The following is a 22,648-nucleotide window of genomic DNA, read 5'->3' as shown; positions in this document are numbered from 1 at the left end:
AAACCTTTCTGCCCGAGATACAGTTCAGCTACCACACAGCTTTTCACCCGGCGGGTAGTACGAGCCGGCGTGTCCCTCCGGAACGACCGCGGCCTCGCGGTTCGGATGGCGGCGGCGCTGGCCGTCGTCGTCGCCGCGAACGCCCTGTTCGTCGGCGTCGTCGTCACGCTGGTCGCCCCGTGGCTCGGCACCGCCGTCCGCAGGGTCGCGAACGGGGCGGGCGTCCCCGACGCCGTCGCCGCGCTGTGGTGGCTCCCGCTCGCCGTCGCGCTCGTCGCCGGTAGCGTCTGGGCGCAGCTGCGCTACGTCCGTCGGGAGACCCTCGCGGCGGTCGACGCCGAGCGGGCCCACCCCCAGACCTACCCGGATCTCGACCGCCGCCTGACGCGCCTGGCCGCCCAGACTGCCGTCCCCACGCCCGACTGCTACGTCGTCGACAGCGAGACGCCCAACAGCTTCGCGCTCGACGGCGCCGGCCCCCCGACCGTCGTCGTCAGCACCGGCCTACTGACGACGCTCGACGGCGACCGTCTGGACGCCGTCCTCGCACACGAACTCGCACACCTCCAGCACCGCGACGCGACCGTCATGACGCTGGCCTCCTTTCTCCCCGCCCTGACCGGCGACCGCTACTCGCCGCTCGACCACCTCGGCCCGTGGGCGCGCAGCCGCGCCGTCTGGGCCGCCGCGCTCGCCGCGCTCTACGCCGTCGGCGCCGTCGCGACGGCCACGAGTCCGTTCGACCCGGGCTACGCGCTCGGATTCGCGGGCGGGCTCGTCGCCGCAGTCGTCGTCGGCGGCGTCGCCCTGGGCGCGTTCGCGGTCGCGACGACCGTCGCCGCCCGTCGGCTGTCCCACTACCGCGAGTTCGCCGCCGACCGAGCGGCCGGCCGGCTCTCGGGCGACCCCGCCGCCCTCGCGGACGCGCTCGCGACCCTCGACGGCGAGACGACCGAAGCTCCGGCGACGGACAAGCGGCTCGCCTACGACGAGGTGCGCGGCCTCTGTCTGCTCCCTGCGGGGTTCGCCAGCGAGGCGGCCGACCCCGACGAGTTCCACGTCGAGACGCGTTCGCACCCGCCCACTGACGAGCGGGTCGCACGGCTCCGCGAGCTGATCGACCGGCAGTAACGGCGGGACTGCGGTTCTCCAAACACCTACGACAGGTCGAACTGCTCGGCGGCGGTCTCCATGTCCTTGTCGCCGCGGCCGCTGAGATTGACGAGTATGGTCTCGTGGTCGGTCTCCTCGGCGACCCGCTTGGCCATCGCCAGCCCGTGTGCCGTCTCCAACGCCGGGATGATCCCTTCCTCCTCGCTGAGCGCGCGGAACGCGGCCAGCGCCTCGTCGTCGGTGATTCCCCGGTACTCGGCGCGCCCCATCTCACGGAACATGGCGTGTTCGGGGCCGACACCGGGGTAGTCCAGCCCCGCAGAGACGGAGTGGACTTCCGTGTCGTCGTCGATGACGCGGGTCTTCATGCCGTGGATCACGTCCTCGTGGCCGTCGTCCAGCGGCGCGGCGTGGCGGTCGGAGTCACCGCCGTCACCGCCGCCCTCGCCGCCGTAAAAGGCCACGTCGTCGTCGCGAAAGGCGTGGAACAGGCCGATCGCGTTCGACCCGCCGCCGACGCAGGCGACCGCGGCGTCCGGGAGTTCGCCCGTCCGCTCGCGGAACTGCTCGCGCGCCTCGCGACCGATGACCGACTGGAACTCCCGGACCATCCGCGGGAACGGGTCCGGCCCCACGACGGAGCCGACGAGGTAGTGCGTGTCGTCGATGTTCGCGACGAAGTCCTCCAGCGCGGCGTCGACCGCCTCGGAGAGGCCCTGGCCCTCGCGTTCGACTTCGTTGACCTCCGCGCCCATCAGGCGCATTCGGAAGACGTTCATCCGCTGGCGCTCGACGTCTTTGGCGCCCATGTAGATCTCGGTGTCCATGTCGAACAGCGCGCCGACCATCGCCGTCGCCGTGCCGTGCTGGCCGGCGCCGGTCTCGGCGATGAGCCGCGACTTGCCCGCTTTCTCCGCGAGCAGGGCCTGGCCGACCGCGTTGTTGATCTTGTGCGCGCCGCCGTGGAGGAGGTCCTCGCGCTTGAGGTAGATCTCCGCACCGTAGCGCTCGCTGAGGTTCTCAGCGTGGTAGATCGGCGTCGGCCGCCCGGCGAACTCCTCGAGGAGCGCCCGCAGTTCCGCGCGGAACTCCTCGGTCCCTGCCACCGACTCGAAGGCCTCGGCCAGCTGGGCCAGCGGTTCCTGCATCGGTTCCGGGACGTGTCGACCGCCGAACTCGCCGAACTCCTCGCTGTCGCTCATAGCGTCCCCTGTCCACGCACTCGATAATAGGTCTATCGGGCACACGGTCGCTCGCGCTCCCGTTCCCAGCGAGAGGGAACGGCCGGGAGCGGTTATACTGTCGACCGCGAACCGTCGGGTATGCGCTATCTGGTCGCCACCGACGGATCGACAGTCAGCGATACGGCCGTCGAACGTGCCGCCCGCGAAGCGAGCGTCTGGGACGCGGATCTGGACGTCGTCCACGTGTTGACCCCCGAGACGAAACTGGTCGACGGCGACATCGTCCTGCCGGGCGAAGAGGACGCGGTCGACCACGCCGAGGAGATCCTCGACGCGGCGGCCGAGACGGCCGACGTAGTCGCCGACCGCGACGGCATCACGGTCGAGACGCACCTGCTGACCGGCCGACCGGCCGAAGCGATCACGACCTACGCCGACAACGCCGGCGTCGACGCGATCTTCGTCGGCCACCGCGGTAGCTCCGAGCGGCGCCGCGTCGGCAGCGTCGCCAAGACCGTCATCGACAAGGCGTCGGTCCCGGTGACCGTCACGCGGTGACCCGGCATACCGATACTCGATAAATTCGGCCTTTCAAGCCCTCTGGACGGACATCCTACGCATAGCTTTATCGTGTGATGGGTCGTATATATCACTATGGCTACGAAAACCGACTCGTTCGTCGAGCGCCGCGAGGGTGACTTCTGGGTGAACGCGCTGATCGGGGCAGTCGTGATGGTGGTGCTGTCGTGGATCCCCTTCGCCACGGCACTGGGCGGCGGCGTCGCGGGCTATCTCCAGCAAGGGACCCGTATGGGCGGTGCCAAGGTCGGAGCGGTCTCCGGTCTCATCGCCGCGATCCCCGTGTTTGGGGTGTTAGGACTGGTGTTCGGCGGCCTCGGTCTCGGCGCCATCGCCGGCGGCGAGGCGCTGGGATTCGTCGTCCTCGGCGCGATCACGCTGTTCGCGCTCGTCGTCACCGCGGCGTTCGTCGCCGGGACCGGCGCCGTCGGTGGCTACCTCGGCGTCTACCTCCGCGAGCGCACCGACGGGGACGACTTCGACGACCGCGGCTCGGCCGTCGACCCGACCGTCGAGGTCGACCCCGAGACGGCGCCCTGACTGACGACCGACCATTTCCCTGGACCCGCCGTCCGAGCGAGGACCATCGGCGAGGCTATTAGTACCAGCGGGCCCCAGAGCGGATGTGGACGAAGTCGAGGTCAGCACGGTCATCCACGTGCCGCCCGCGGAGGCGTACGACTTCATCGTCGATTTCCCGCGGTACGCGAACTACTCGGAGTACCTGGAGGAGGTCCGCCGCGACGGCGACGGCTCGCCCGGTACGCGCTACGCGCTCCGATTTTCCTGGTGGAAGCTCACCTACACCGCCCACACGAAGGTGGTCGGCGCCGACCCACCGAACCGTCTCGACTGGCAGGTCATCAAGAACATCGACGCCGACGGTCACTGGCGCGTCGAGGACGCCACCGAGGAGGCCCCCGAGGGCGTCGAGGTGGCCTCGCGCGTCTCGCTGCGCATCGAGTACGACCCCGGCTCCGTCAACGCCGGTAGTATCGATCTGCCGCGGTTCGTCTCGCTGTCGTGGGTCGTCGAGAAGGTCAAACCGCTGATCCAGAAGGAAGCCGAACGGGTCGTCGAGCGCATCGTCGCCGACATCGAGGGCCAGCCCCGCGAGGTGGACCTGACGGTTCACACGCGTCCGGACGCCATCTGACCCGACCACGAACGGAGAGCGCCGCGACCGCTTACTCGTCGTACTCGCCGTAGTCGCCGCCGTACTTGATGAAGAAGTACCCCAGCCCGAGCGTCGCCGCCATGCCGAACCCGGTCGCGATGCCGAGCGACTTCGCCGCGTCGGGGACCTGCGGCCGAGTGCTCCCGCCGCCGCCCGTGTCTAGTTCCTCCGTCTCGACGTCGCCGCCGACGGCGATGGCGCCCTTCATGCCCTGGCCCTCGTGGGGCGCACAGTTGTACGTGTACATCCCGCCGGTCTCCAGCGTCACCTCGTACGTTTCGCCCTCGGGGATGGTGGCGAACTGGCCGCCCTCGGTGCCGGCCAGGCCGCCGCCGTCGGGCTGGGTGTTGGGCTTGACGTTGTGACTCGGTGCGACGAACTCGAAGACGACGGTCGTCCCGGCGTCGACCCAGATGTTGGTCGGGGCGAACGCGAAGCCGCCGGAGCCGGCGCCGACCTCGACGGTCACTTCGGAGCTGCCGCGCATGTCCTCGTACCCGGGACCGTTGGCGTCGCTGACGTAGGAGGGGAAGACCGCCTTGACGTTGCCGCCGCCCCCGCCGCCCTCTTCCTGGGCGGCCGCGGTGCCCGCACCGGCCGCGACTGCTGTGGCGCCTGCACCGGCGCGCAGGAACGCCCGCCGTGACACGTCCGCGCTCTGGTCGCTCATGTCCGGCCGTATGGACCCGCCCGTAGTGAATCCACCGGAACGACGCCGAGCCGACGGCGATATCCCGCTGGCCCAGTTCGTGCCCCGCGATCGGCCGCTTCGGTCCACTATCCCGTGGAAACCGCCCGTTCAGGCTTCGTCGAACTCGCCGTAGTCCCCGCCGTACTTGATGAAGAGGTACGCCAGCCCGAGCGTCGCCGCCATCGCGAACCCGGTCGCGACGCCGAGGCTGAGCGCCGAATCGGGCACCGTCGGGAGGCCGGGACCGCCCCCGCCGCCGCCGGTGTCGACCGTCGGGTAGTCGGTCCCGACGACGACTGCCCCCTTCATCCCGAGCTGGAGGTGCGGTTCGCAGATGTACCGGTAGATGCCGTCCTCCTCGAAGGTGTGCTCGAAGGGGCTCACCTCCTCACAGCCCGGCTCTCCGGAGTCGAACACCTCCTCCTGTTCGACAACGTTGTGCGGACACCCCTCCCCGGTCCAGGTCCAGGAGACCGTCGCGCCGTTCTCGACGTGGACGGCCGGCGGCCCGAACCCGAACGCCCCGCCGTTGGCTTCGGTCCCGACCTGAACTTCCGGTTGCCCCTCGCCCCGCAGATCGACGACCTCGCCGTTGTAGTTGCCCACGTCCTCGAACCAGTCGCCGAAGTCCGGCTGGCCGCCCCCGCCACCGCCCGTCGCCGCTCCGTCACCTGTAGCCGTCCCCCCGCCCGCCGCAGTCCCATCGCCCGAAGCCGTGCCCCCGCCGGTCGGCGTGCCACCGCCGTCGGTTTCGGTCTCCTGTGCAGCCGCGGGGGTGACCGCCGCTCCGGCAGCCCCCGCGCCGACGACTCCGGTTACGAACCCGCGCCGCGTCGTCTCTCGGGTCATACCCCGGGTACGGTCCCGGCTCGCCTGAATCCGCGGCTTGCAACGCCAACCGCGTCCGCCATCGGGCGGTGGTTCCGCCGGACCGCGACACGACCCTCGCGCCCGCGGTGCGGTGCCTTTTTGCCGAGTCACCGCCACGCTCCGGTGATGAGCGACAGTCCGGTGGTCGGCGTCGTGGGCGCCGACGCCGACGCGGTGGTCGCCGCCGTCGAGTCCGCCGGCGCCCGGGCGACCGCGGGGACGGCCAAACGCGTGGTCGAAGACAGCGACGCCGTCGTCGCCGTCGGCGAGCCCGCGCTGCTCGCGGTCGCGCGCACCGGCACCGACGCCCCCGTCCTCCCCGTCGCCGCCGGTCCCGGCGTTCGCTCGCTGCCGCGCGAGGAAGTCGCCACCGGCGTCGCGGACTTCGTGGCCGGCGACTACGAGCGCGTGCCCTATCCGCTCGTCGACGTCCACGTCGCTGACCGGACCCGCGCGACGGCCCTGTTCGACCTGATGCTGGTCAGCGCCGAACCCGCGCAGATATCCGAGTATGCCGTCGAACGCGGCGACGACCGCGTCGCGCGGTTCCGCGCCGACGGCGTCGTCGTCGCCACGCCGGCGGGGTCGTCCGGGTACGCGAGCGCCGCCGGCGGGCCGGTCCTCACTCCCGATACCGACGCCGTCGCCGTCGTTCCGGTCGCTCCCTTCGAGACGGACATCGACCACTGGGTCCTCCCGCCGGCGGGCCTCAGCGTCTCCGTCGAACGCGACGAGACCACCGTCCACCTGCTGGCCGACGACAGGGTCGTCGGGCCCGTCGAGCCCCACGAGGCTGTCCACGTCGCCCCTGCGGGCTCGGTGTCCCTCGCCCTGGTCGCGGCTGGCCGGTCGCCGTTCCCGCCCGCCTGACCGGCGCCGATATGCGGCTCAGACCGGCGACGATATCGCTCGCACGAGCCAGTTCGACCGTCGAAACGGGAACGAGACCGCGCTGGATTGGAAAAGCTCTAATGGGCGACGGACCGATCCATCGGGTATGGTTGCATACGAGCTGTTCGGACCGGTCGACGCGGTCCTCGACAGCCACATCACCGAGGAAGTGCTCGTCATCGAGGCGGTGCTCCTCGGTCTCGTGGTCCTGAACATCGCGGCGCGCGCGCTGGCGCATCGACGCCACCTCTCCCAGGCCGAGAGCGGCGACGCCGACGAACTCTCGCGGCACCCCTTCCACGTCTTCACCAACGTCGCGCTCGTGGTCGGGTCGTTCTACTTCCTCACCGTCCACCACCACGCCGGCATGGTCACCGCCGTCATCGCCATCTTCGTGCTCATGACGGACATCTTCGAGTTCGAGTCCCGCAAGGTCGAGGTCCGCCGGGAGATCGACGTCGAGCGCCCCAAGGCCGCTATCGGCGCTTCCCTCGTCGCACTGACGTACGTCGCCTATGTCACGTTCTTCTACGGCCCCCTCGGCCAGTTCCTGTAGGGCCGTCTTTCACTTCGGCTTTTTCGGTCGTCTCCGGCGACCAGCGGGACCAACTCCCGCAACAACCCAGGCAGTACTCACGTCGGAACAGGCTCCAGGACGCTCTCGTTTGCTCCGCTCTCTCACGGACTGTCGTGCGAGGAACCGGGAGGGCGTCCGCGCACGAGAATCCCGGACGACTGGTTCCAGCCGTTCAGTGTAGGCGATGGAGGTATGATGCGAGCATCCGCCGAGCGACCACCGGGAGCGAGGCGGTTCACCGGACGCGAGCGAACGAAGTGAGCGAGCCGTCCGGCGGTTTTTCCCCAAGTTTTTGCGGACGGGGGTTCCCGCAGCGAGGCCGCAGGCCGAGCGAGGAAACCTCCTTCCGTAAAAAGTGGACAGGCACACCCAACGAACTACGGGGAGAGATGCCACTACGCGGCGAGAGACCGAAGTAGAAAAACCGGCTGCGGTCAGTTCGAGCGCTCGGCGTAGGCGCTCCGGAGCTCTTCGACGGCGGGGATGATCACCCAGAAGGTCAGCGCGCCGAAGACTGCGAACCACGCCATCACGTCCATGATCGCGACGCCGAGTTCCCCGTAGACGGTGTTGACGCCCTCGACCGGGGCGACAAGCTGGACGCCGCTCCCTTCGAAGCTGGGCGTGCGGTACCAGCCGGCGAGGGTCAGCCACGCCAGCCCCGCGGCCGAGAAGACCGCCATCCCTTTCGCGAATTCGTCAGCCATTATCCGATGTTTCGTCGGTTTCGTCTTTAGCGTTTCCCATTCCGTCGGCCCGAAAGCGCGTCGAGAACGCGTACGTGACCGCACCGACGACGATCAGCCCCAGCCCCGCCAGCGCGACGAGCGGCTGAACCTCCGACAACTCCGCGGTCGCCCTGTCGGTCGCCACGTCGAGCAACAGGAACCCGCCGACGACCGCCGCCACGGCGAACAGCGTCGAAAACACCGTCACCCGCTTGTACACCGCGTCGGGGACGACCACGTCGCGTCCGCGCGCGTCCGCCTGCTCGTCTTCGCTATCGGCGGCCGGTTCGACGGCGGTCTCGTCGGTAGGGGATGCGGAATCAGCGGCTGAATCGGCGGTGGATCCGTGAGAATCGGCACCGTCCGTCCCGTCGGCGGTCGCGTCGGCCGGGCCGCCGGAGCGGGACGGGTCGGAGACCATCTACTTCGGTGGCCGCAGGCGGTAGTACCGGCGGTTGAGGTTGAACATGTACCCCTCCCGCATCGTCCGGAGGACGGCGTAACTGAGGAACGCCGCCAGGACCGGCAGGAGGAACGTCAGGTCGAAGATGAGGTGGGAGTCCATCGGGATGAGGTTCTTGACCGACAGCGCGGCGACCGTGAACGCGAAGACGACGCCGCTGACGCCGACGGCCGACCAGAACGGCTGCTCGACGGGTCGGCGGGCGCTCCCCTTGTTGAGGAAGGGCACGATGGCGACGAAGCCGACGACGACCAGGTTGGCGAGGACGCCGTAGGTGCGGTCGGCCATCAGCTTCTGGCCGCCCAGCAGACTGATGTCGGGGTTGAGCGGGCCGAGTTTCAGCAGGCCGAACGACCAGTAGAGGTACCAGTCAGGCAGGATGATCGCCGGCGTCGACGAGGAGTCGGCCGGCGGGCCGATGTGGGGCGGCAGCGCCGCCGAGAGGAAGATGATCATGCCGACGAAGAAGCTCGTCAGCGCGAGGTTGCGGATCATCTCGTGGGGCCACGTCGGGAACGCGAGCACGTCACGCTCGACGTAACTGGACTGCTGGCGCAGGTCCTGGTCCTCTCGACGGGACCGCTCGAAGTACTCGTAGGTCAGCCGGGCGAGCCCCTGCTTGCGCGCCTTGCGCTCGCTCCAGGTCGGGGTCTCGTCGTCCGGCGGGACGATACCCGTGCCGTCGGTGCGAACTTCCTCGCTGTTGTCGTTGTCGCTCATTGTATCAGTGGGGTTCCGCGATGCCCTGCATCCAGACGATGCCGATGTGCACGGCGATGATCCCGGTCGTGACGAACGGGAGCACGAACACGTGCAGGATGTACATCCGCTGGACCGTCGACTGGCTCAGGGTGAACCCGCCGAACAGCAGCTGGGCCACCCACTCGCCGATCAGTGGTATCGAGAGGCTCATCTCGACGCCGATCTGGCCGGCCCAGAAGGCCAGCTGGTCCCACGGGAGCAGGTAGCCCGTGTACCCGAAGACCATCGTCAGCGAGATGAGCACGATGCCGATGATCCAGTTGAGTTCCCGGGGCTCCTTGTACGCGCCCGTGAAGTACACACGCAGCATGTGGAGGAACACGGCCGCGACCATCACCTGCGCCGACCACCGGTGTAGCGACCGGAGGAAGAACCCGAAGTTCAGCTCGGTCATGATGAAGGTGATGGAGTTGTACGCGAGCGCGGGCGTCCCGTTGGAGGCCCCGGCGCCCGGCGCGTAGTAGAACCCGAGTAACGCGCCCGATATCGCCGCGACGACGTACGCGATCGTCGAGAACGATCCCAGCGCGTAGAGGGGGTACCAGTACCAGAACTTGTTGTCCAGGTTGTACTGCTCGGTGTGGCTCTTGGGCATCTGGAAGTTGACCTTGTAGTACATGTTCTCAAGGATCTCCAGATAGTCGACGATGCGTAGTCGCCGGTCGAGCCACAGCAACACCGTGAGGTAGATCTCTTCGATGGCCGTGAGGTCACGGCTCTCCATCCAGCCGTCGTGGTCGTGTTCGTCTTTGCGTTCGAGACTCATTGTTAGCTATCCGGCCGCGGTCGTGCGACGAACTGTACCTGCGTCGGGCTGAACGGGTCGTAGATCGACTGGTGACACTGGCAGTACACCGCGTTCTCGCCGTTGAAGTTCGCGCTCCCCGCCAGCTGCTTGTACCCGGGGACACAGCAGAAGTGGGTACACTTGTTGATCCAGGCCATGAAGTCCTGGTCGGTCGCCGCGTCGATGAAGCTCCGGACGTTGCTCGGCAGGTCGCTGTACTCGCCTTCGCCGTTGGCCATCTTCGAAACCTCCGGCGAGCGCAGCACCTGCACCGGGAGCGTCTTCGCGCCCTCTGCCTGCGAGCGCCACGTGGCGCTCGCGGGCTTGCCGAGGCCTGCCTGCCCGATGCCGTTGCCCCACTCCTCGTAGTCGTCGAACATGTCGACGGTGAGGATGGTGTCGCCATCGACATCCTGCTGCCACTCGTAGGCGGGCGGCGGGCTCGCCGACGCGCGCATGTAGTTGTCCGCTTCGACCCCTGGCGTGACGCCCTGGTAGCCTTCGAGTCCGCAGTACTGGAACCACTGTGAGGAGTAGGTCGTCCCGCCCAGATCCATCTCCGCGACGGTCCGCTGGACGCCCTGGACCGTCTCGGTACTCGCCTCGGGGAAGATCCCCTGGAGCTCGCCCGAGTCGTTCACTTCGACGGGGACGATCGGCATCCCGCGCGGCGCGGGGCCGTCCGTGTTCTCGATGGCCATGTACTGTGTCGGGCCACCGCCGCCGCCCGCCGCGGATGTGACCGTGTTCACGGCGGCCGCGCCGCCGGTGCCCACGCTCGCAAGCGCGGCGCTGCCGACGACGCCTTTCACGAAGCGGCGTCGGCCCGTCTCGCCCGGATACTTGTCTTCGTCCAGTGGCATTGTTATCGTTTGTAGTAGGGGTAGACAGCTCGTTTCACGCTCTCCAGCGGGTCGCCCTCCGCGAACGACGTCCCGTCGACGTCCTCCTCGCGGATGTACAGGTCCTCCCACTTGCGGCGCCGTTTCTTGACGATCATCACGTCCGGCAGGAACTCCTTGCGGTAGACCATCAGGATGAAGGCCAGGTCGACGAAGATGATCGCGAGGATACCGCCCAGATACATATTCCCGAGCGGGCTGTACCCCCAGCCGTTCACGAGCCCGAACGTGAACAGCCCGACGAAGACGACCTCGACGATCGTCAGCAGGACCAGCGCGACCGCGGCCGCCGTACTCTCGCGGGCGGGCTCGTATCGGTGGATGTCACCGTAGGTCGATCCGGAGGAAGACATCAGTTGTTCCCCCCCTTGGCGTTGGGCGATTCACCGTACTTCAGCAGGAAGAAGGTGAACAGCAGCGACACGACCATCATCACGATCGTCGAGATGCCGACGTAGTGGGGGTGGAAGGGGACGCCCATGTGCTCGGGGTTGAGCGGCGTCTGTCCGCCGCCGCCGACCTCTTCCGTCTCGACGTCGCCGCCGACGGCGATAGCGCCTTTCATGCCCTGTCCTTCGTGGGGACCACAGTAGTAGGTGTACATACCGTTGGTCTCCAGCGTGGCCTCGTAGGTCTCGCCCGCGGGAATCGTCGCGAACTCGCCGCCTTCCGTGCCGGCGAGTCCGCCGCCGTCGGGCTGGCTGTTGGGCTTGACGTTGTGACTCGGCTCGACGAACTCGAAGATGACCGTCGTCCCGGGGTCGATCCAGGTGGTCGTCGGACCGTACCCGAAGCCGCTCGAACCGACGCCGACCTCGATGGTCACCTCCGACTGGCCGCGCAGATCCTCGTAACCGGGGCCGTTCGCGTCGCTGACGTACGACGGCCACACGGGCTGGACGCTCCCGCCGCCACCACCACCGCCGTGTTCCTGGGCAGCGGCCGTTCCGGCCCCCGCGGCGACGGCGGACGCACCGCCCGCGGCGCCACCGGCGGTCCGCAGAAAGTCCCGTCTGTTCATACAAACGATGGTCGGTACCGAATTTGTATAAACCCACCGAATACCCTCGCAGGCGCGCGATTAGACCCCTGTACCGTTCGTCACGGCCGGAAATATTCGGCCCGTCGTTGGGCCGACCCCGCCGGCGTGCGACGACCCCTGCAGCCCTCGACAGGGCTCGCCGCCGGCCCGATCACGAGCGCTCGGGCTCGCCGTCCCCGCTCTCGGACGGCCGCTCGTCCCCGCCCTCGCCCGGCAACCCCTCGGAGGCCTCGCCGGGGATGCCCGCCGCGCCCGCGGAGGACTCCTCGTCGGGCAGGAAGTCCGGCCGCTCGCCCGGTTCGAGCTCTACCGCACGCAGTCGGTTTCGGTACTCCTCGGCGCGGAACTTGTCCGACAGGCGCGCGTTGGCGACGACGCCGAACAGCAACACGCCGACCGCGAGGAAGACGAAGCCCCCGAGCAGCATCGCGATGACGTTCAGCGAGCGCACGGACCCGCCGCCGGGCGGCGAGACCACCCCCAGGAAGAAGACGAGCCAGCCGCCGACCAGCACCAGACCGGCGAGCACCTGGATCCCGGCGATGACCTGCAGCATCGTGTTGCCGAGCTCGCCGCTGCCCTCGGGGACCTCCTGGGGCTCGGGCAGCAGGTCTTCGGGCGGGGCCTCGGGCACGTCGTACGACTCCATCGACGCGAGCGCGACGGTCGGTTTCACGTCGCGGAGCACGGTCCCGTGCCCCTCGACGGAGCCGTCGGCGCGGACGGTGGCGTACCCCTCGTCGGAGTAGGCCACCAGGCGGTCGTCGCGGCGCTCGACCCGCGCGAACACCTCGCGCTCGGCGACCCGCCGCTTGAGGTCGGCCTCGACGCGGTCGAGTAGCTCCTGGCCGGTGATCCACGACTCCGCGTCGAAGACGGCCTCCCACTCGTCGGCGGACATCGACGCCATCTCGGCCGGGCCGAAATCGTCGAAGTCGTACTCGGCCTCGACGCGCTCGCGCAGCGCCTCGATGGACTCGGCGTCGTCGCCGGTCACGTCACCGTCGGCACCCGACGCCTCCTCGGCCTCTCCGGCCCCGTCGACCCGTTCGTCGGCGGCGTCGCTCATTGTCGGAACTCGGTTCCCGAGGGGTAAAAGCGCCCCGACCCGGCGGCCCGAGACCGTCGACCCCCGCCCGAAGTCACCGACTCGGCGCCCGGCCGCGACTCAGGGCGTCGGCACCCAGGCCGCGGCCGGCAGGACGCCCGCGATCGCCAGCGCGCCGATGACGCCGGAGGTGACGACGATGCTCGCCGCCGGCGGGTCGAGGTGCGTCCCCGCGTGCGCGTAGAAGACCCGCTGTGCGACCTCACCGACCAGTCCGCCGAGGACGCCGAACGCCCCACCGACCGCGAGCGCGACGCCGAGCGAGACCGACTCGGCGACGACACCGGGTGCGGGCACGCCGCCGGAGACGCCGGCCAGCGCGACCACCGCCGTGCTCGCCGGGAGCGCCATGTGGTGGGTGACCGGAATCTCGGCGACCCCGGCACAGAGCAGGAACAGTACCGCCACCGTGATCCCGAACGCGAGAAAGGCGCTCCCGGTCAGGTAGGCGGTGTACGCCGAGAGGACGCCGACGACCGCACCGAGGCTCGCGACCTCCCCCCACCGGAACTGGTAGGGGAGCCACGGGTCGACGCTCCGGGCCGTCGACGCCCCGGCGGCCGCGTCACGTCCGCCGTCCGTTTCGACGGACGGCCCGCCGTCGGCGCCGACCGATTCGTCGCCCCGGTCGCGCTCGAAGGGCGACATGTCGAACAGTCGGCTCGCCGGCGCGCCCACGACGCTGTAGCCGAGAACGACCCGGTGGGCGAGCGCCGAGACGACGACGCCCAGCGCGACCGGGTCGACCGGGAGCGACAGCGACCCGGCCAGCGTCGCGACCCAGTAGCCGACGACGCCGAACGCCCCGCCGACCGCCAGCACGTCCGGTCGGCTCCCGAGCCCGCGGGTCACGTCCTTCGCGTCGTGGGCGTCGCCCGCCGAGTTCAGATATCCCCGACGGGAGGCGTAGGCCACCGCCGCGGCGCCCCCGCCGAAGGCGACGTGGGGTCCGAGGACGGCCCCAAACGCGACGCTTCCGGTCACGTCGACCGGGACCGCCCCGCCCAGCGACCGGACGCCCATCGCGTACAGTTCGCCGACGACCACGACCAGACCCGCCAGCGAGAACGAGGGCAAGGCGCCTACGGCCGCGCCGAACGCGCCGCCGGCGAACGCCGCGACCAGTAGCTCCACGGCGACGAGATCCGCCAGCGTCATTCCTGGGACTGCCGGTCGTCCGCCGGGTCAGAGAACTCGTCGAACAGTGCGACGACGCTGGACTCGACGGTCGCGCGGATCTCCCGGACCGCGTCGAGGTCCTGTCCATGCGGATCGTCCAGCGCCCAGTCGCGCACGTCCACGCCCGCGGCGGGATCCAGTTCCAGCGTCGAACAGCCCATCGTCGCCACGTAGTCGCAGGTCGCCATCTCCTCGGTCGTGATCGCCCGCGGTTCCCGATCGGCGATGTCGATACCGACCTCGGCCATCGCGTCGACGACGACGGGGTGGACCTCGTTGGCAGGGTCGGTGCCGCCGGTCAAGATCTCGACGCGGTCGCTCAGCCCACGGCGCTCGCGTTCGCGCTCGGCGAACGCCGTCGCCATCTGACTGCGGCCCGCGTTCTGGACGCACATCAGCGCGATCCGGACGGTGTCGCCTTCGCCGGGAACGGCCCCGGAGCCGTCGGTCCCGTCGCTCATCGGTCACCCCGCGTGTCGTCGAGCGCGTCGAGCAGCCGCTCGGCCCGGTCGGTCGCGTCGTAGTGCCGCCAGGTCCCCTCCTTCCGCCGGGTGACCAGCCCCGCGTCGCGTAGGTCCGAGAGCGCGTGGCTGATCGCGCTGTCGCTCACGTCCACCAGCGGCGACAGCTCGCAGACGCACAGCTCCCCGTCGGCCGCCGCGAGGTAGCGGACGATGTCGTGGCGCGTCCCGTCCGAGAGCGTCGACAGCGCCGCCAGGTCCCGCTCCCGGTCCGTCGGCGTCGCCGCCGCCAGCGCCTCCAGTTCGTCGATGCGCGCCGCCACGTCGGCGTCGCAGCAGTCCTCCAGTTCCTCGGCGAGCAATCGCCGCAGTCGCGTCGAGTCGGTCGACATAGTTGAATAGATGAACAACTGTTCATATAGATATTCCGGACGAGCGAGACGAACTCGTTCGGTTGCGGACGTGATTCGATCGTCGAAGCGGGAGAGCGAGCGGTGCGCTTTCGGCACGTTTTAGCGCGACTGGCCGAAAGCACCGATTATGGTCACGGACAGGGTGATCGCGACGGTCGTACTGGTGGCCGTGACGGCGAGTTTCCCCTGTTTCCTCTACGGCGCCTGGTACATCATCGAGACAGAGCCGGTCACCTGGTCGGTGCTGATGCACCACCTCAAGTTCGTGGTCACGGGGCTGGTGCTGACGACCGTCCCGATGCTGGTCTGGATGGCGCCGCGACTGCTCGACCAGTTCGGGAGCTTCGCGATGGTCCACGCGTTCCTCGGCGCCCAGGCCTACGCCCTGCTCGCGTTCGGGTTCACCGGGATCGTCAGGATATTCAGCGCCAAGCGCCGCCACGACCTGTACAACGACTACGACGAAGACGTGCTGCTCGACGAGATCGGCGGCGAGCGGATGAGCCACTGGCGCAGCCGCCTCCGGATCGGCGTGTTCGGCTACGTCATCTTCTGGATGCTCGCCTACGGAGCGGGGCTGGCCCGGTACGTCCTCCGCTACGACGTGCTCGAGTTCATCGGGGTCTGACGCGACGGACGGTTTTTTGCCCACAGCCGCAGAATGCGCGGGTATGACAGCCGACTCGACCGCCGACGCGCCCGAAGTGCTCGTGTTGCGACAGAACATCCACGGCATCCCGCCGAGCGAGTACGTCGAGGCACTGCGCGAGCGCCTGCCCGACCGTGACGTGGGCTACGCCGCGACGCCGGACGAGGAGCGGGAACTGCTCCCCCACGCCCGCGTCGTCGCCGGCTTCTCCATCGACGAGGACGACCTCGAACGCGCCGAGAACCTGGAGCTGTTCGCGTGCTCGTTCGCCGGCGTGGACCACCTGCCCCTCGACGCGTTCCGCGAGCGCGGCGTCGCCGTCACCAACGCCTCCGGCGTCCACGGCCCGAACGTCGGCGAGTACGCCCTCGGCGCGATCCTCACCTTCACACGCGAGTTCCTCGAATCGCGCCGTCGCCAGCGCCGCCGGGAGTGGCGCTCGCACCGCACCCACGAACTCGCCGGAGCCACGGTCGCGGTCGTCGGGATGGGACCCATCGGCGAGTCCGTCGTCCAGCGCCTCGGCGGCTTCGACGTCGATACCGTCGGCGTGCGCTACACCCCGGAAAAAGGCGGGCCGACCGACGAGGTGTACGGCTACGACGACATCGCCGAAGCGGTCGCCGACGCGGCCTACGTCGTGCTGGCCTGCCCGCTGACCGACGCGACCGAACACCTGATCGACGGCGCGGTGTTCGAGACGATGCCGACCGACGCCGTCCTCGTCAACGCCGCCCGCGGCGGCGTTGTCCACACCGGCGACCTGGTCGACGCCCTCCGGTCGAACTCGATCCGCGGCGCCGCCCTGGACGTGACCGACCCCGAGCCGCTCCCGGAGGACCACGAGCTGTGGACCTTCGAGAACGTCCTGATCACGCCGCACAACGCCGGCCACACGCCGAACTACTTCCAGCGACTGGCCGACATCGTCACCGAGGCCGTCGACACCGCCGAGCAGCGCGGCGAGTGGACGGAGCTGCCGAACCAGGTCGTCTGAGGTCGGCGAACGCGGATCAGAGTCCGTTTTCGGCTGTCGATTCACGGTAGCCGTCGCGGGCTTCGACGACCAGATACCCGAGCGCGACGGCGGCGCCGGCGCCGCCGAGTACCGCGTCGGAGGTGACCGGTCCGAGCGAGACGGGGTCGGTGAGGACGGCGAGGGCGGCCAGCGTCAGGACGGCCGCGACGGCGGCGACGAACCGCCAGCGCGAGGCGACCGGGACGAGGCCGTCCTCGCCACGCCAGGCGAGATACAGGTGCGCGCCGGCGAGGACTGCGCCGTTGTAGCCGACGAGTGCGACGGCTGTCACCGCGGGCTCGGACGGAAGCCGCGTCAGCGCGGCCAGGCCGGCGAGAGCGAGCGTGACGACCGTCAGGTGGACGGTCGTGTCTCTGGAGACCATACTCCGGCGGTGGTTCGCGCGCGGGATAAACCTTCAGGCGAGTCGGCCGCTACGACTCCGGTTCGCCGATCCGTTCGCCGCCGTCGGTGTCCAGCCCTTCGCCCTCCTTGACCGCCTGGGCCTCCTGCTCCATCGCGTCGATATCCACCTGCGCCTCCTCGTCTATCTCCCCGATGATCTCGGCGATGTTGTCGAGACCGATGAGTTCGCGCGTCTCGGCGTCGAAGTTGAGGCTGTCGAGTTCGCCGTCGCCGTCGGCGCCCGCCATCCCGTTGACGTCGCTGCCCGAGAGGTGCTTGCCGTACCGCCCCACCAGCGAGGTGAGTTCCTGGGGCATGACGAACGTCGTCGACTCGCCCTGNCCGATGTTTTCGAGGGTCTCCATCCCCTTGTCGATGATAGCGCGCTCGCCCATCGATTCGGCGGATTTGGCTCGCAGCACGGTCGAGATCGCGTCACCCTGCGCTTCGAGGATCTGCGACTGTTTCGACCCCTGGGCGCGGACGATGTCGGACTGTTTCGCACCCTGGGCCTGTTCGATGGCCGACCGGCGTTCGCCCTGCGCTTCGAGGATCATCGCCCGACGCTTGCGCTCTGCGGAGGTCTGTTGCTCCATCGCCTGTTTGACCCCGGCGGCGGGGTTGACTTCGCGGACCTCGACGCTCTCGACGCGGATGCCCCACTCGTCGGTGGGTTCGTCCAGTTCCTCGCGGATGCGCGCGTTGATCTGTTCCCGTCGGGAGAGCGTGTCGTCCAGTTCCATGTCGCCCAGCACCGCCCGCAGCGTCGTCTGGGCGAGGTTCGAGACGGCGCGTTTGTACTCCTCGACCTGCAGGAACGCCTTCTTGGCGTCCATCACCTTGATGTAGACGACGGCGTCGGCGGTGACCGGGGAGTTGTCCCGGGTGATCGCCTCCTGCTGGGGCACGTCGATCGTCTGGGTCCGCATGTCGAAGGGGTACGTCCGGCTCACGAACGGCGGGATCACGTGGATCCCCGGCTCCAGCAGTTTGCGGTACTCGCCGAAGACCGTCAGCGCCTCCTTCTCGTAGGCCTCGACGATCTCGACCGCCGAGTACACCGCGGCGATGGCGATCAGGAGGAGCAGTCCCCCGACTATCGTCAGCGGCGAGATGTCCGGAAGTAACTGGAGAGGCGGTGTGGCCGAGCCAGTGAGGGCGGCCACGACGGACGGGACACTCATACGTATGCTAGCGCGTTGCAGACTGATAAGATGTTGCACCGAGCGCGGTCGTCACTTCACGGGCGGAGGGGAGAGAATGCGCTCACGCCAGCGGCTCGTCGGGGTGGTCGCGCTCGTAGGTCTCCCGCATCGTCTCGGCGAAGCGACCGCCCTTCGAGAGGGTGATCGTGACGACGGTGAACGCGCCGTCGACGGGGTCGAGGACGAACACCTCCCGCGCTCGCGGTTCGTCGGGGCCGTCGTTGACCCGGTCGACCAGCGGTTCGATCGGGCGGGCGCCCGACCGGAACTCGTCGTAGATAGCGGGCTGGCCCGAGTCGGCGAAGACGTAACAGACGCCGTTGACGCTGTTGTCGGTGTTGTATGTCTGGGTGGCGTTCATGCCGTCGCCAGCGGCGCGGGTCTCCTCCCAGAGGCTCTCGGCGACCTCGAAAACCGGGTCGGCGTCGGCGACGTAGGTGTAGAGCGTGGGGCGCTGCACCGAGAGCGTCCGGACGGCGGGCTCCTCCGACCCCCAGTCGAGTCCGGCGTCGACGAGGTAGCCCGGTTGCAGGTCGTCGACGGGCGCGTCGTGTCCCTCGCGGGGGACGGCGACCGTCTCGTAGGTGTCGCGGTCGAAAAAGCGCCACGTCTCCTCGTCGCCGCCGGGCAACACGCGATAGGTCCCCTCGTCCATACCCGTGGTACGGGTTCAGGCGGCATAACGTCCGTCGTTTCCACTCGACGGCGCGCGCGAGCGCTTCCCGCGTCCGACCGAAGACACTCAAATCCCGGTTTGACTCACAGCCGTATTTACGTGCGCCCCACATGGATCGGCTCGTAGATGGACGAGACAGTCGCGAACCCGTCTCGCCGACGGCTGCTCTCCGCGCTCGCGGTCGGCGGTGTCGCGGCCGTCGCCGGCTGCGGACACCCCGCCGTAGTCCTCGACTTGCAGGCGGCGTCGTCCGAGACTATCGCCGACGAGCTGTCGACGACCGCCGAGTCCGGGTCCGAGGCGTACGCCGTCGTCCGGACGGCCCGCGAGAACGGCTCGGCGACGCGGACCGGCCGCCGCGAGCTGTTCGACCGCGCCGAGGCCGTCCGCGTCGACGACGCGTTCTACGAGGTCTCGGCCACGCGCGTCGGCAGCGGCGAGGTGACGGTGTACGATGTCCGGATCGACTTCGATCCGGCCGATCCGACGGCCGAACGCGGAGATATCGCGGTCGAGAACCTCCCGGAGGCCGACCGCCAGCGGCTCGAATCCGCGCTCTCTGACGAGAACCCGCCCGACGGCGAGGGCTACGACATCGGCGTCGAGTACGGCTCGGCCGAGGAGGTGGGTGACGAGTCGGTGCTGGTCCCCGACCAGGAGTACGACATCCTCGTCGAGGGCGACGACCGATACCGCGTCGAAGTCGATAGCCGGACGGCCGAGGAGACCACGTACCGGTACGAGGTGTCCGAGGTGGCCCCCACCGTCGAGGCGTACGCCGCGGGGATCCGCGAGCGGTACCTGTTCGCGCTCGACGGCCTCTCGGAGGCCGAGCGCGCGGTCGTCGACCAGGCGATCGAGGGCGGCTACTTCGAGGACGACGACGCGTTTCAGTCGGTGATCGACCGCATCCGCGACCACGAGGCCCTCTCGGTCGACGAGTTCTACGGGACCTGGCTCCTCGAATACGACGAGAGCGAGTACGTCACCTACGCCGAGTGGTGACCGCGACGGCAGCGCCGACCGCGACCGGCGAGTCATCAATTCGACAAAACTTATGCGGCGCGTGGACGCCTTCCTGATGTGCCCTCCCACTCGCGCAGGCGGTTCCTGGCGGCGGTCGGCGCCGCGTCGCTCGCGGGCTGTACCCTCGCCGACGGCACCGGCCTCGGCGGGGACGGCTGGCCGGAGACCGCCGAGACGACGACCGATCCGCTCCCCGACGAGTCGAACGGCTGGCCGCAGTTCGGCCGCGACGCCCGCCACAGCGGGTTCGCGCCGGAAGTTCGGATCGACGACCCGACCGAGGAGTGGTCGGTCGAGCGGAGCGGCGGGCTGGCGACGCCGGCGGTCGTCGGCGACCGCGTGTTCGTCTACGGGAGCACCGCCACCGAGTCCGGCGACGGGGACGGCGAGTGCATGGTCGACGCGCTCCGCGCGAGCGACGGCCGCCGCGAGTGGCGGCGTCCGCTCCCGGGTTTCGGCGACGCCATCTCCGGGTGTCCGCCGCTCGTCTATCACGGCTCGGTGTACGTCGGGACGGCGAGTCGAACCGGCATCCACGTCATCGACGCGCGCGACGGGAGCCCGCGCTGGAGTCACGAAACCGGGGGCTCGATCAACGAGGCCGCGCTCGGCTATCGCGGCACCGTTTACTCGTCGACCGGGAGCGAGTTGCTGGCGTTCGACCAGCGGGGTCGCGAGCAGTGGACCTACCGGACGGGCGACGACCGCCTCGCGAGCGGATCGCCGGCCGGCGCGGACGGGCGCGTCCTCTACACCACGTCGATCGTCGGGACCGTCGTCGCGCTCGAACCGGGCGGGACCGGCTCGTCGGACTGGCGCTACGTCCGCGAGGCCTCGTTCGGAACCCCGACCGTCGCGAACGGCGCCGCCTACGTCCCCGCGCGCTTCGAGAACAGTCGGATCCACGCCGTCGACCTCGCCGACGGCGAGCGCCGCTGGAAGCGTCCGGTCGACCTCGTCACCGGACTCGCCACCGACGGTGACCGCCTGTACGGCGCGACCGGGAGCGGCGACCTCGTGGCCGTCACGACCGTCGATGGGACCGAACGCTGGCGGACGACGCTCGCCGAGAGTGAGGGTGCGAACCTCGACACTCGCCCGCTGGTGACCGACCGATCCGTCGTCGTCACGGCGGACGCCGCCGACGCGAGCGGCTCCGCGACGACCACCGCCGTCGATCGACGGACGGGAGAGAGACGGTGGAGCGTCGACCACGCCGTCGACCGGGGGCTCCGCGGTGCGGTCGCCGCGGGTGGACGCGTCTACGTCCCGCTGTACGCCAGCGACGAGCCGGTGTATCGACTCGTGGCGCTGTCCGACCGATAAGTTCGGAGAAGTCGTTGTCTCGCGACGGCGGTTACAGGTAGCCGCTGTCGAGTAGCAGCTCGCCGTTCAGCACGCTCGCACCGGCGGCGCCGCGCAGGGTGTTGTGGGCGAGACAGTTGAACTGGAGACCGTGGGAGGTCTCCTGGACGCCGCCGACGGAGACGGTCATGCCGTCGCCGAGGTTGCGGTCCATGCGGGGCTGTGGGCGGTCGGGCTCGTCGAACACCTCGATGAGCTGGTCGGGCGAGGACGGCAGGTCCAGCGAGGGGTACTCCGTCATCGCGTCCTCGGCCGCCGAGGGCGAGAGGTCCTCCTCGGTGTCGGCCCAGACGTTCTCGAGGTGGCCGTCGATGGTCGCGATGCGGTTGCAGGAGGCCGCCACGTCGGCACCGTGCCAGTGAACCTCGGCGCCGTCGAACTCGCCGAGCAGCTTGCGCGATTCGGTCTCCATCTTCTTTTCTTCCTTGCCGATGTGGGGGATGGCGTTGTCGATGATCTCCATCGAGGAGACGCCGGAGTAGCCGGCGCCCGAGACCGCCTGCAAGGTGGCGACCTCGATGCGTTCGAGGCCGGCGGCCTCGTCGAGGGCGGCCAGCGGCGGCACCATCGTGATCGTCGAGCAGTTGGGGTTCTTGATGAGCGCGCCGTCCCAGCCGCGCTCGTCGCGCTGGACCTCGATGAGGTCCATGTGGTCGGCGTTGACCTCCGGGATGACGAGCGGCACGTCGTCGTCCGCCCGGGCGTTCGAGGAGTTCGAGGAGACGACGTAGCCCGCCTCGCAGAAGTCGGGCTCGACGGCCTCGCCGACGCTGGAGGGCAGCGACGAGAAGATGAGATCCACGTCGTCCGGGACCGCGTCGGGCTCGGTGGCCACGACTTCCGTCTCGGCCACGTCGTCGGGGATCGGCATGTCGATGCGCCACTTGCTCGCCTCCCGATACGTCTTGCCCACGCTGGACTCGCTGGCGGTGAGCGCTTCGATCTCGAAGTCGGGGTTCGGGTCGATCAGCTGGATGAGTCGCTGCCCCACCGCACCGGTCGCACCGAGGATGCCTACGCTGACAGTCATTGTTCCGGGATAGTGCGACCGCCATTCAAAACTGTTTGGATACGTCTACCACGGTCAGGGTCTATCATCCGCAATACCGGGGACGGCGCGGCCGCTCGGGGAGAGTAGAGACTGCGAGAGAGAGGAGAGAGTCGCTTACGCTTCGACGGGCTGGCCCTGCTTGCGGGTGACGTAGCCGGCGATGCGGTTCCGGACGCCCTTCGACTCGACGTTCGTGAGCTCGGCGACGACTTCCTTGTTGTGCTCGAAGTCCTGGCCGAAGGCGTTCGGATACCGCTCCATCAGCAGTGTCCCGGTCTTCTTGACGTAGGCGGGTTTGATAGCCATACCGTCCCGTTGTCCGGTCG

Annotated in this window: 29 protein-coding genes; 10 read left to right on the top strand and 19 right to left on the bottom strand. The window is 69.2% G+C overall.

From position 1 onward, the window contains the following. Positions 1-69 precede the first annotated feature (69 nt). Positions 70-1,131: a M48 family metalloprotease gene (locus C475_RS09925; protein ID WP_006883689.1), complete on the top strand. Its 1,062-nt coding sequence runs from the start codon at positions 70-72 to the stop codon at positions 1,129-1,131. Between the two features lie 26 nt (positions 1,132-1,157). Here C475_RS09925 and trpB read toward each other — a convergent pair whose 3' ends face one another. Next, a complete protein-coding gene (trpB, locus tag C475_RS09920) occupies positions 1,158-2,315 on the bottom strand; it encodes a tryptophan synthase subunit beta (protein ID WP_006883688.1) in 1,158 nt (385 codons plus the stop codon). A gap of 120 nt (positions 2,316-2,435) precedes the next feature. Between trpB and C475_RS09915 the strand changes: the two genes are divergently transcribed. The 3 genes from C475_RS09915 (at position 2,436) to C475_RS09905 (ending at position 4,032) form a co-directional block, all read left to right on the top strand. Next, positions 2,436-2,855 (top strand): universal stress protein, encoded by a 420-nt coding sequence (locus C475_RS09915; RefSeq protein ID WP_006883687.1) that lies wholly within the window; start codon positions 2,436-2,438, stop codon positions 2,853-2,855. A gap of 96 nt (positions 2,856-2,951) precedes the next feature. Further along, positions 2,952-3,416, top strand: coding sequence for a DUF5518 domain-containing protein (locus C475_RS09910; RefSeq protein ID WP_006883686.1), 465 nt, complete (start codon positions 2,952-2,954; stop codon positions 3,414-3,416). An 85-nt stretch (positions 3,417-3,501) separates the two neighbouring features. After that, a complete protein-coding gene (locus tag C475_RS09905) occupies positions 3,502-4,032 on the top strand; it encodes an SRPBCC family protein (protein WP_006883685.1) in 531 nt (176 codons plus the stop codon). Positions 4,033-4,063: 31 nt separating this feature from the next. On the opposite strand, the gene C475_RS09900 is transcribed toward C475_RS09905, so the two are convergent. Both C475_RS09900 and C475_RS09895 read right to left on the bottom strand, forming a co-directional pair. Continuing rightward, complete coding sequence (locus tag C475_RS09900) at positions 4,064-4,723, bottom strand: plastocyanin/azurin family copper-binding protein (RefSeq protein WP_006883684.1); 660 nt, start codon at positions 4,721-4,723, stop codon at positions 4,064-4,066. A gap of 129 nt (positions 4,724-4,852) precedes the next feature. After that, entirely contained in the window at positions 4,853-5,593 is a 741-nt protein-coding gene (locus tag C475_RS09895) for a halocyanin domain-containing protein (protein ID WP_006883683.1), read from the bottom strand. A 147-nt stretch (positions 5,594-5,740) separates the two neighbouring features. On the opposite strand from C475_RS09895, the gene C475_RS09890 reads away from it, so the two are divergent. After that, positions 5,741-6,484, top strand: a complete 744-nt coding sequence (locus tag C475_RS09890) for an NAD(+)/NADH kinase (RefSeq protein WP_006883682.1) — start codon at positions 5,741-5,743, stop codon at positions 6,482-6,484. A gap of 127 nt (positions 6,485-6,611) precedes the next feature. Beyond that, entirely contained in the window at positions 6,612-7,061 is a 450-nt protein-coding gene (locus C475_RS09885; RefSeq protein ID WP_006883681.1) for a DUF7313 family protein, read from the top strand. 455 nt (positions 7,062-7,516) lie between these two features. Here the strand turns inward: C475_RS09885 and C475_RS09880 are convergent, their stop codons facing one another. From C475_RS09880 to C475_RS09830, 11 genes are all read right to left on the bottom strand, one after another. After that, positions 7,517-7,789 (bottom strand): DUF7314 family protein, encoded by a 273-nt coding sequence (locus C475_RS09880; RefSeq protein ID WP_006883680.1) that lies wholly within the window; start codon positions 7,787-7,789, stop codon positions 7,517-7,519. After that, a complete protein-coding gene (locus C475_RS22820; RefSeq protein WP_085946097.1) occupies positions 7,782-8,048 on the bottom strand; it encodes a DUF7315 family membrane protein in 267 nt (88 codons plus the stop codon). The genes C475_RS09880 and C475_RS22820 overlap by 8 nt, the downstream gene beginning before the upstream one ends. Before the next feature lie 183 nt (positions 8,049-8,231). Beyond that, a complete protein-coding gene (locus C475_RS09870) occupies positions 8,232-8,993 on the bottom strand; it encodes a cytochrome b family protein (protein ID WP_006883678.1) in 762 nt (253 codons plus the stop codon). Between the two features lie 4 nt (positions 8,994-8,997). Continuing rightward, a complete protein-coding gene (locus C475_RS09865; protein ID WP_006883677.1) occupies positions 8,998-9,801 on the bottom strand; it encodes a cytochrome b in 804 nt (267 codons plus the stop codon). A gap of 2 nt (positions 9,802-9,803) precedes the next feature. Next, a complete protein-coding gene (locus tag C475_RS09860; protein ID WP_006883676.1) occupies positions 9,804-10,685 on the bottom strand; it encodes a Rieske 2Fe-2S domain-containing protein in 882 nt (293 codons plus the stop codon). A 2-nt stretch (positions 10,686-10,687) separates the two neighbouring features. Continuing rightward, complete coding sequence (locus tag C475_RS09855) at positions 10,688-11,077, bottom strand: DUF7318 family protein (protein WP_006883675.1); 390 nt, start codon at positions 11,075-11,077, stop codon at positions 10,688-10,690. Then, positions 11,077-11,745, bottom strand: coding sequence for a plastocyanin/azurin family copper-binding protein (locus C475_RS09850; RefSeq protein ID WP_006883674.1), 669 nt, complete (start codon positions 11,743-11,745; stop codon positions 11,077-11,079). Before C475_RS09850 ends, C475_RS09855 begins: the two co-directional genes overlap by 1 nt. A gap of 172 nt (positions 11,746-11,917) precedes the next feature. Further along, positions 11,918-12,835, bottom strand: coding sequence for a DUF7319 domain-containing protein (locus C475_RS09845; RefSeq protein WP_006883673.1), 918 nt, complete (start codon positions 12,833-12,835; stop codon positions 11,918-11,920). Between the two features lie 99 nt (positions 12,836-12,934). Next, entirely contained in the window at positions 12,935-14,032 is a 1,098-nt protein-coding gene (locus tag C475_RS09840) for a hypothetical protein (RefSeq protein ID WP_006883672.1), read from the bottom strand. Beyond that, a complete protein-coding gene (locus tag C475_RS09835) occupies positions 14,029-14,514 on the bottom strand; it encodes a low molecular weight phosphatase family protein (protein ID WP_006883671.1) in 486 nt (161 codons plus the stop codon). The genes C475_RS09840 and C475_RS09835 overlap by 4 nt, the downstream gene beginning before the upstream one ends. Continuing rightward, positions 14,511-14,906, bottom strand: a complete 396-nt coding sequence (locus tag C475_RS09830) for an ArsR/SmtB family transcription factor (protein WP_006883670.1) — start codon at positions 14,904-14,906, stop codon at positions 14,511-14,513. Before C475_RS09830 ends, C475_RS09835 begins: the two co-directional genes overlap by 4 nt. 148 nt (positions 14,907-15,054) lie before the next feature. Between C475_RS09830 and C475_RS09825 the strand changes: the two genes are divergently transcribed. Further along, on the top strand, positions 15,055-15,555 hold the full coding sequence (locus C475_RS09825; RefSeq protein WP_006883669.1) for a DUF7321 family protein: 501 nt from the start codon (positions 15,055-15,057) through the stop codon (positions 15,553-15,555). Positions 15,556-15,598: 43 nt separating this feature from the next. Then, entirely contained in the window at positions 15,599-16,573 is a 975-nt protein-coding gene (locus C475_RS09820) for a D-2-hydroxyacid dehydrogenase (protein WP_006883668.1), read from the top strand. A gap of 16 nt (positions 16,574-16,589) precedes the next feature. On the opposite strand, the gene C475_RS09815 is transcribed toward C475_RS09820, so the two are convergent. The 3 genes from C475_RS09815 to C475_RS09805 all read right to left on the bottom strand — a co-directional run bounded on the left by C475_RS09815 (position 16,590) and on the right by C475_RS09805 (position 18,859). Beyond that, positions 16,590-16,979 carry a hypothetical protein gene (locus C475_RS09815; RefSeq protein ID WP_006883667.1) on the bottom strand — a complete coding sequence of 130 codons (390 nt, stop codon included), beginning with the start codon at positions 16,977-16,979 and terminating at the stop codon, positions 16,590-16,592. Between the two features lie 49 nt (positions 16,980-17,028). Further along, the gene (locus C475_RS09810) at positions 17,029-18,183 is read right to left on the bottom strand and encodes an SPFH domain-containing protein (RefSeq protein ID WP_006883666.1); all 1,155 of its coding nucleotides are present in this window, start codon (positions 18,181-18,183) and stop codon (positions 17,029-17,031) included. Positions 18,184-18,265: 82 nt separating this feature from the next. Beyond that, positions 18,266-18,859: a DUF6663 family protein gene (locus C475_RS09805; RefSeq protein WP_006883665.1), complete on the bottom strand. Its 594-nt coding sequence runs from the start codon at positions 18,857-18,859 to the stop codon at positions 18,266-18,268. Positions 18,860-19,006: 147 nt separating this feature from the next. On the opposite strand from C475_RS09805, the gene C475_RS09800 reads away from it, so the two are divergent. Together C475_RS09800 and C475_RS09795 are read left to right on the top strand one after the other, a co-directional pair. Beyond that, complete coding sequence (locus C475_RS09800) at positions 19,007-19,885, top strand: hypothetical protein (protein ID WP_006883664.1); 879 nt, start codon at positions 19,007-19,009, stop codon at positions 19,883-19,885. Positions 19,886-19,963: 78 nt separating this feature from the next. Further along, a complete protein-coding gene (locus C475_RS09795; protein ID WP_006883663.1) occupies positions 19,964-21,232 on the top strand; it encodes an outer membrane protein assembly factor BamB family protein in 1,269 nt (422 codons plus the stop codon). 31 nt (positions 21,233-21,263) lie between these two features. Here C475_RS09795 and asd read toward each other — a convergent pair whose 3' ends face one another. Next, positions 21,264-22,301 carry an aspartate-semialdehyde dehydrogenase gene (asd, locus tag C475_RS09790; RefSeq protein ID WP_006883662.1) on the bottom strand — a complete coding sequence of 346 codons (1,038 nt, stop codon included), beginning with the start codon at positions 22,299-22,301 and terminating at the stop codon, positions 21,264-21,266. 135 nt (positions 22,302-22,436) lie between these two features. Next, positions 22,437-22,628, bottom strand: coding sequence for a 30S ribosomal protein S17e (locus tag C475_RS09785; RefSeq protein ID WP_006883661.1), 192 nt, complete (start codon positions 22,626-22,628; stop codon positions 22,437-22,439). Positions 22,629-22,648 lie beyond the last annotated feature (20 nt).

Origin of the sequence: Halosimplex carlsbadense 2-9-1 (assembly GCF_000337455.1) — an archaeon.
Classification (GTDB): Archaea; Halobacteriota; Halobacteria; order Halobacteriales; family Haloarculaceae; genus Halosimplex; species Halosimplex carlsbadense.
Note: the sequence above shows the minus strand (reverse complement) of the source record. Positions and strands in the feature narration are given on the sequence as shown.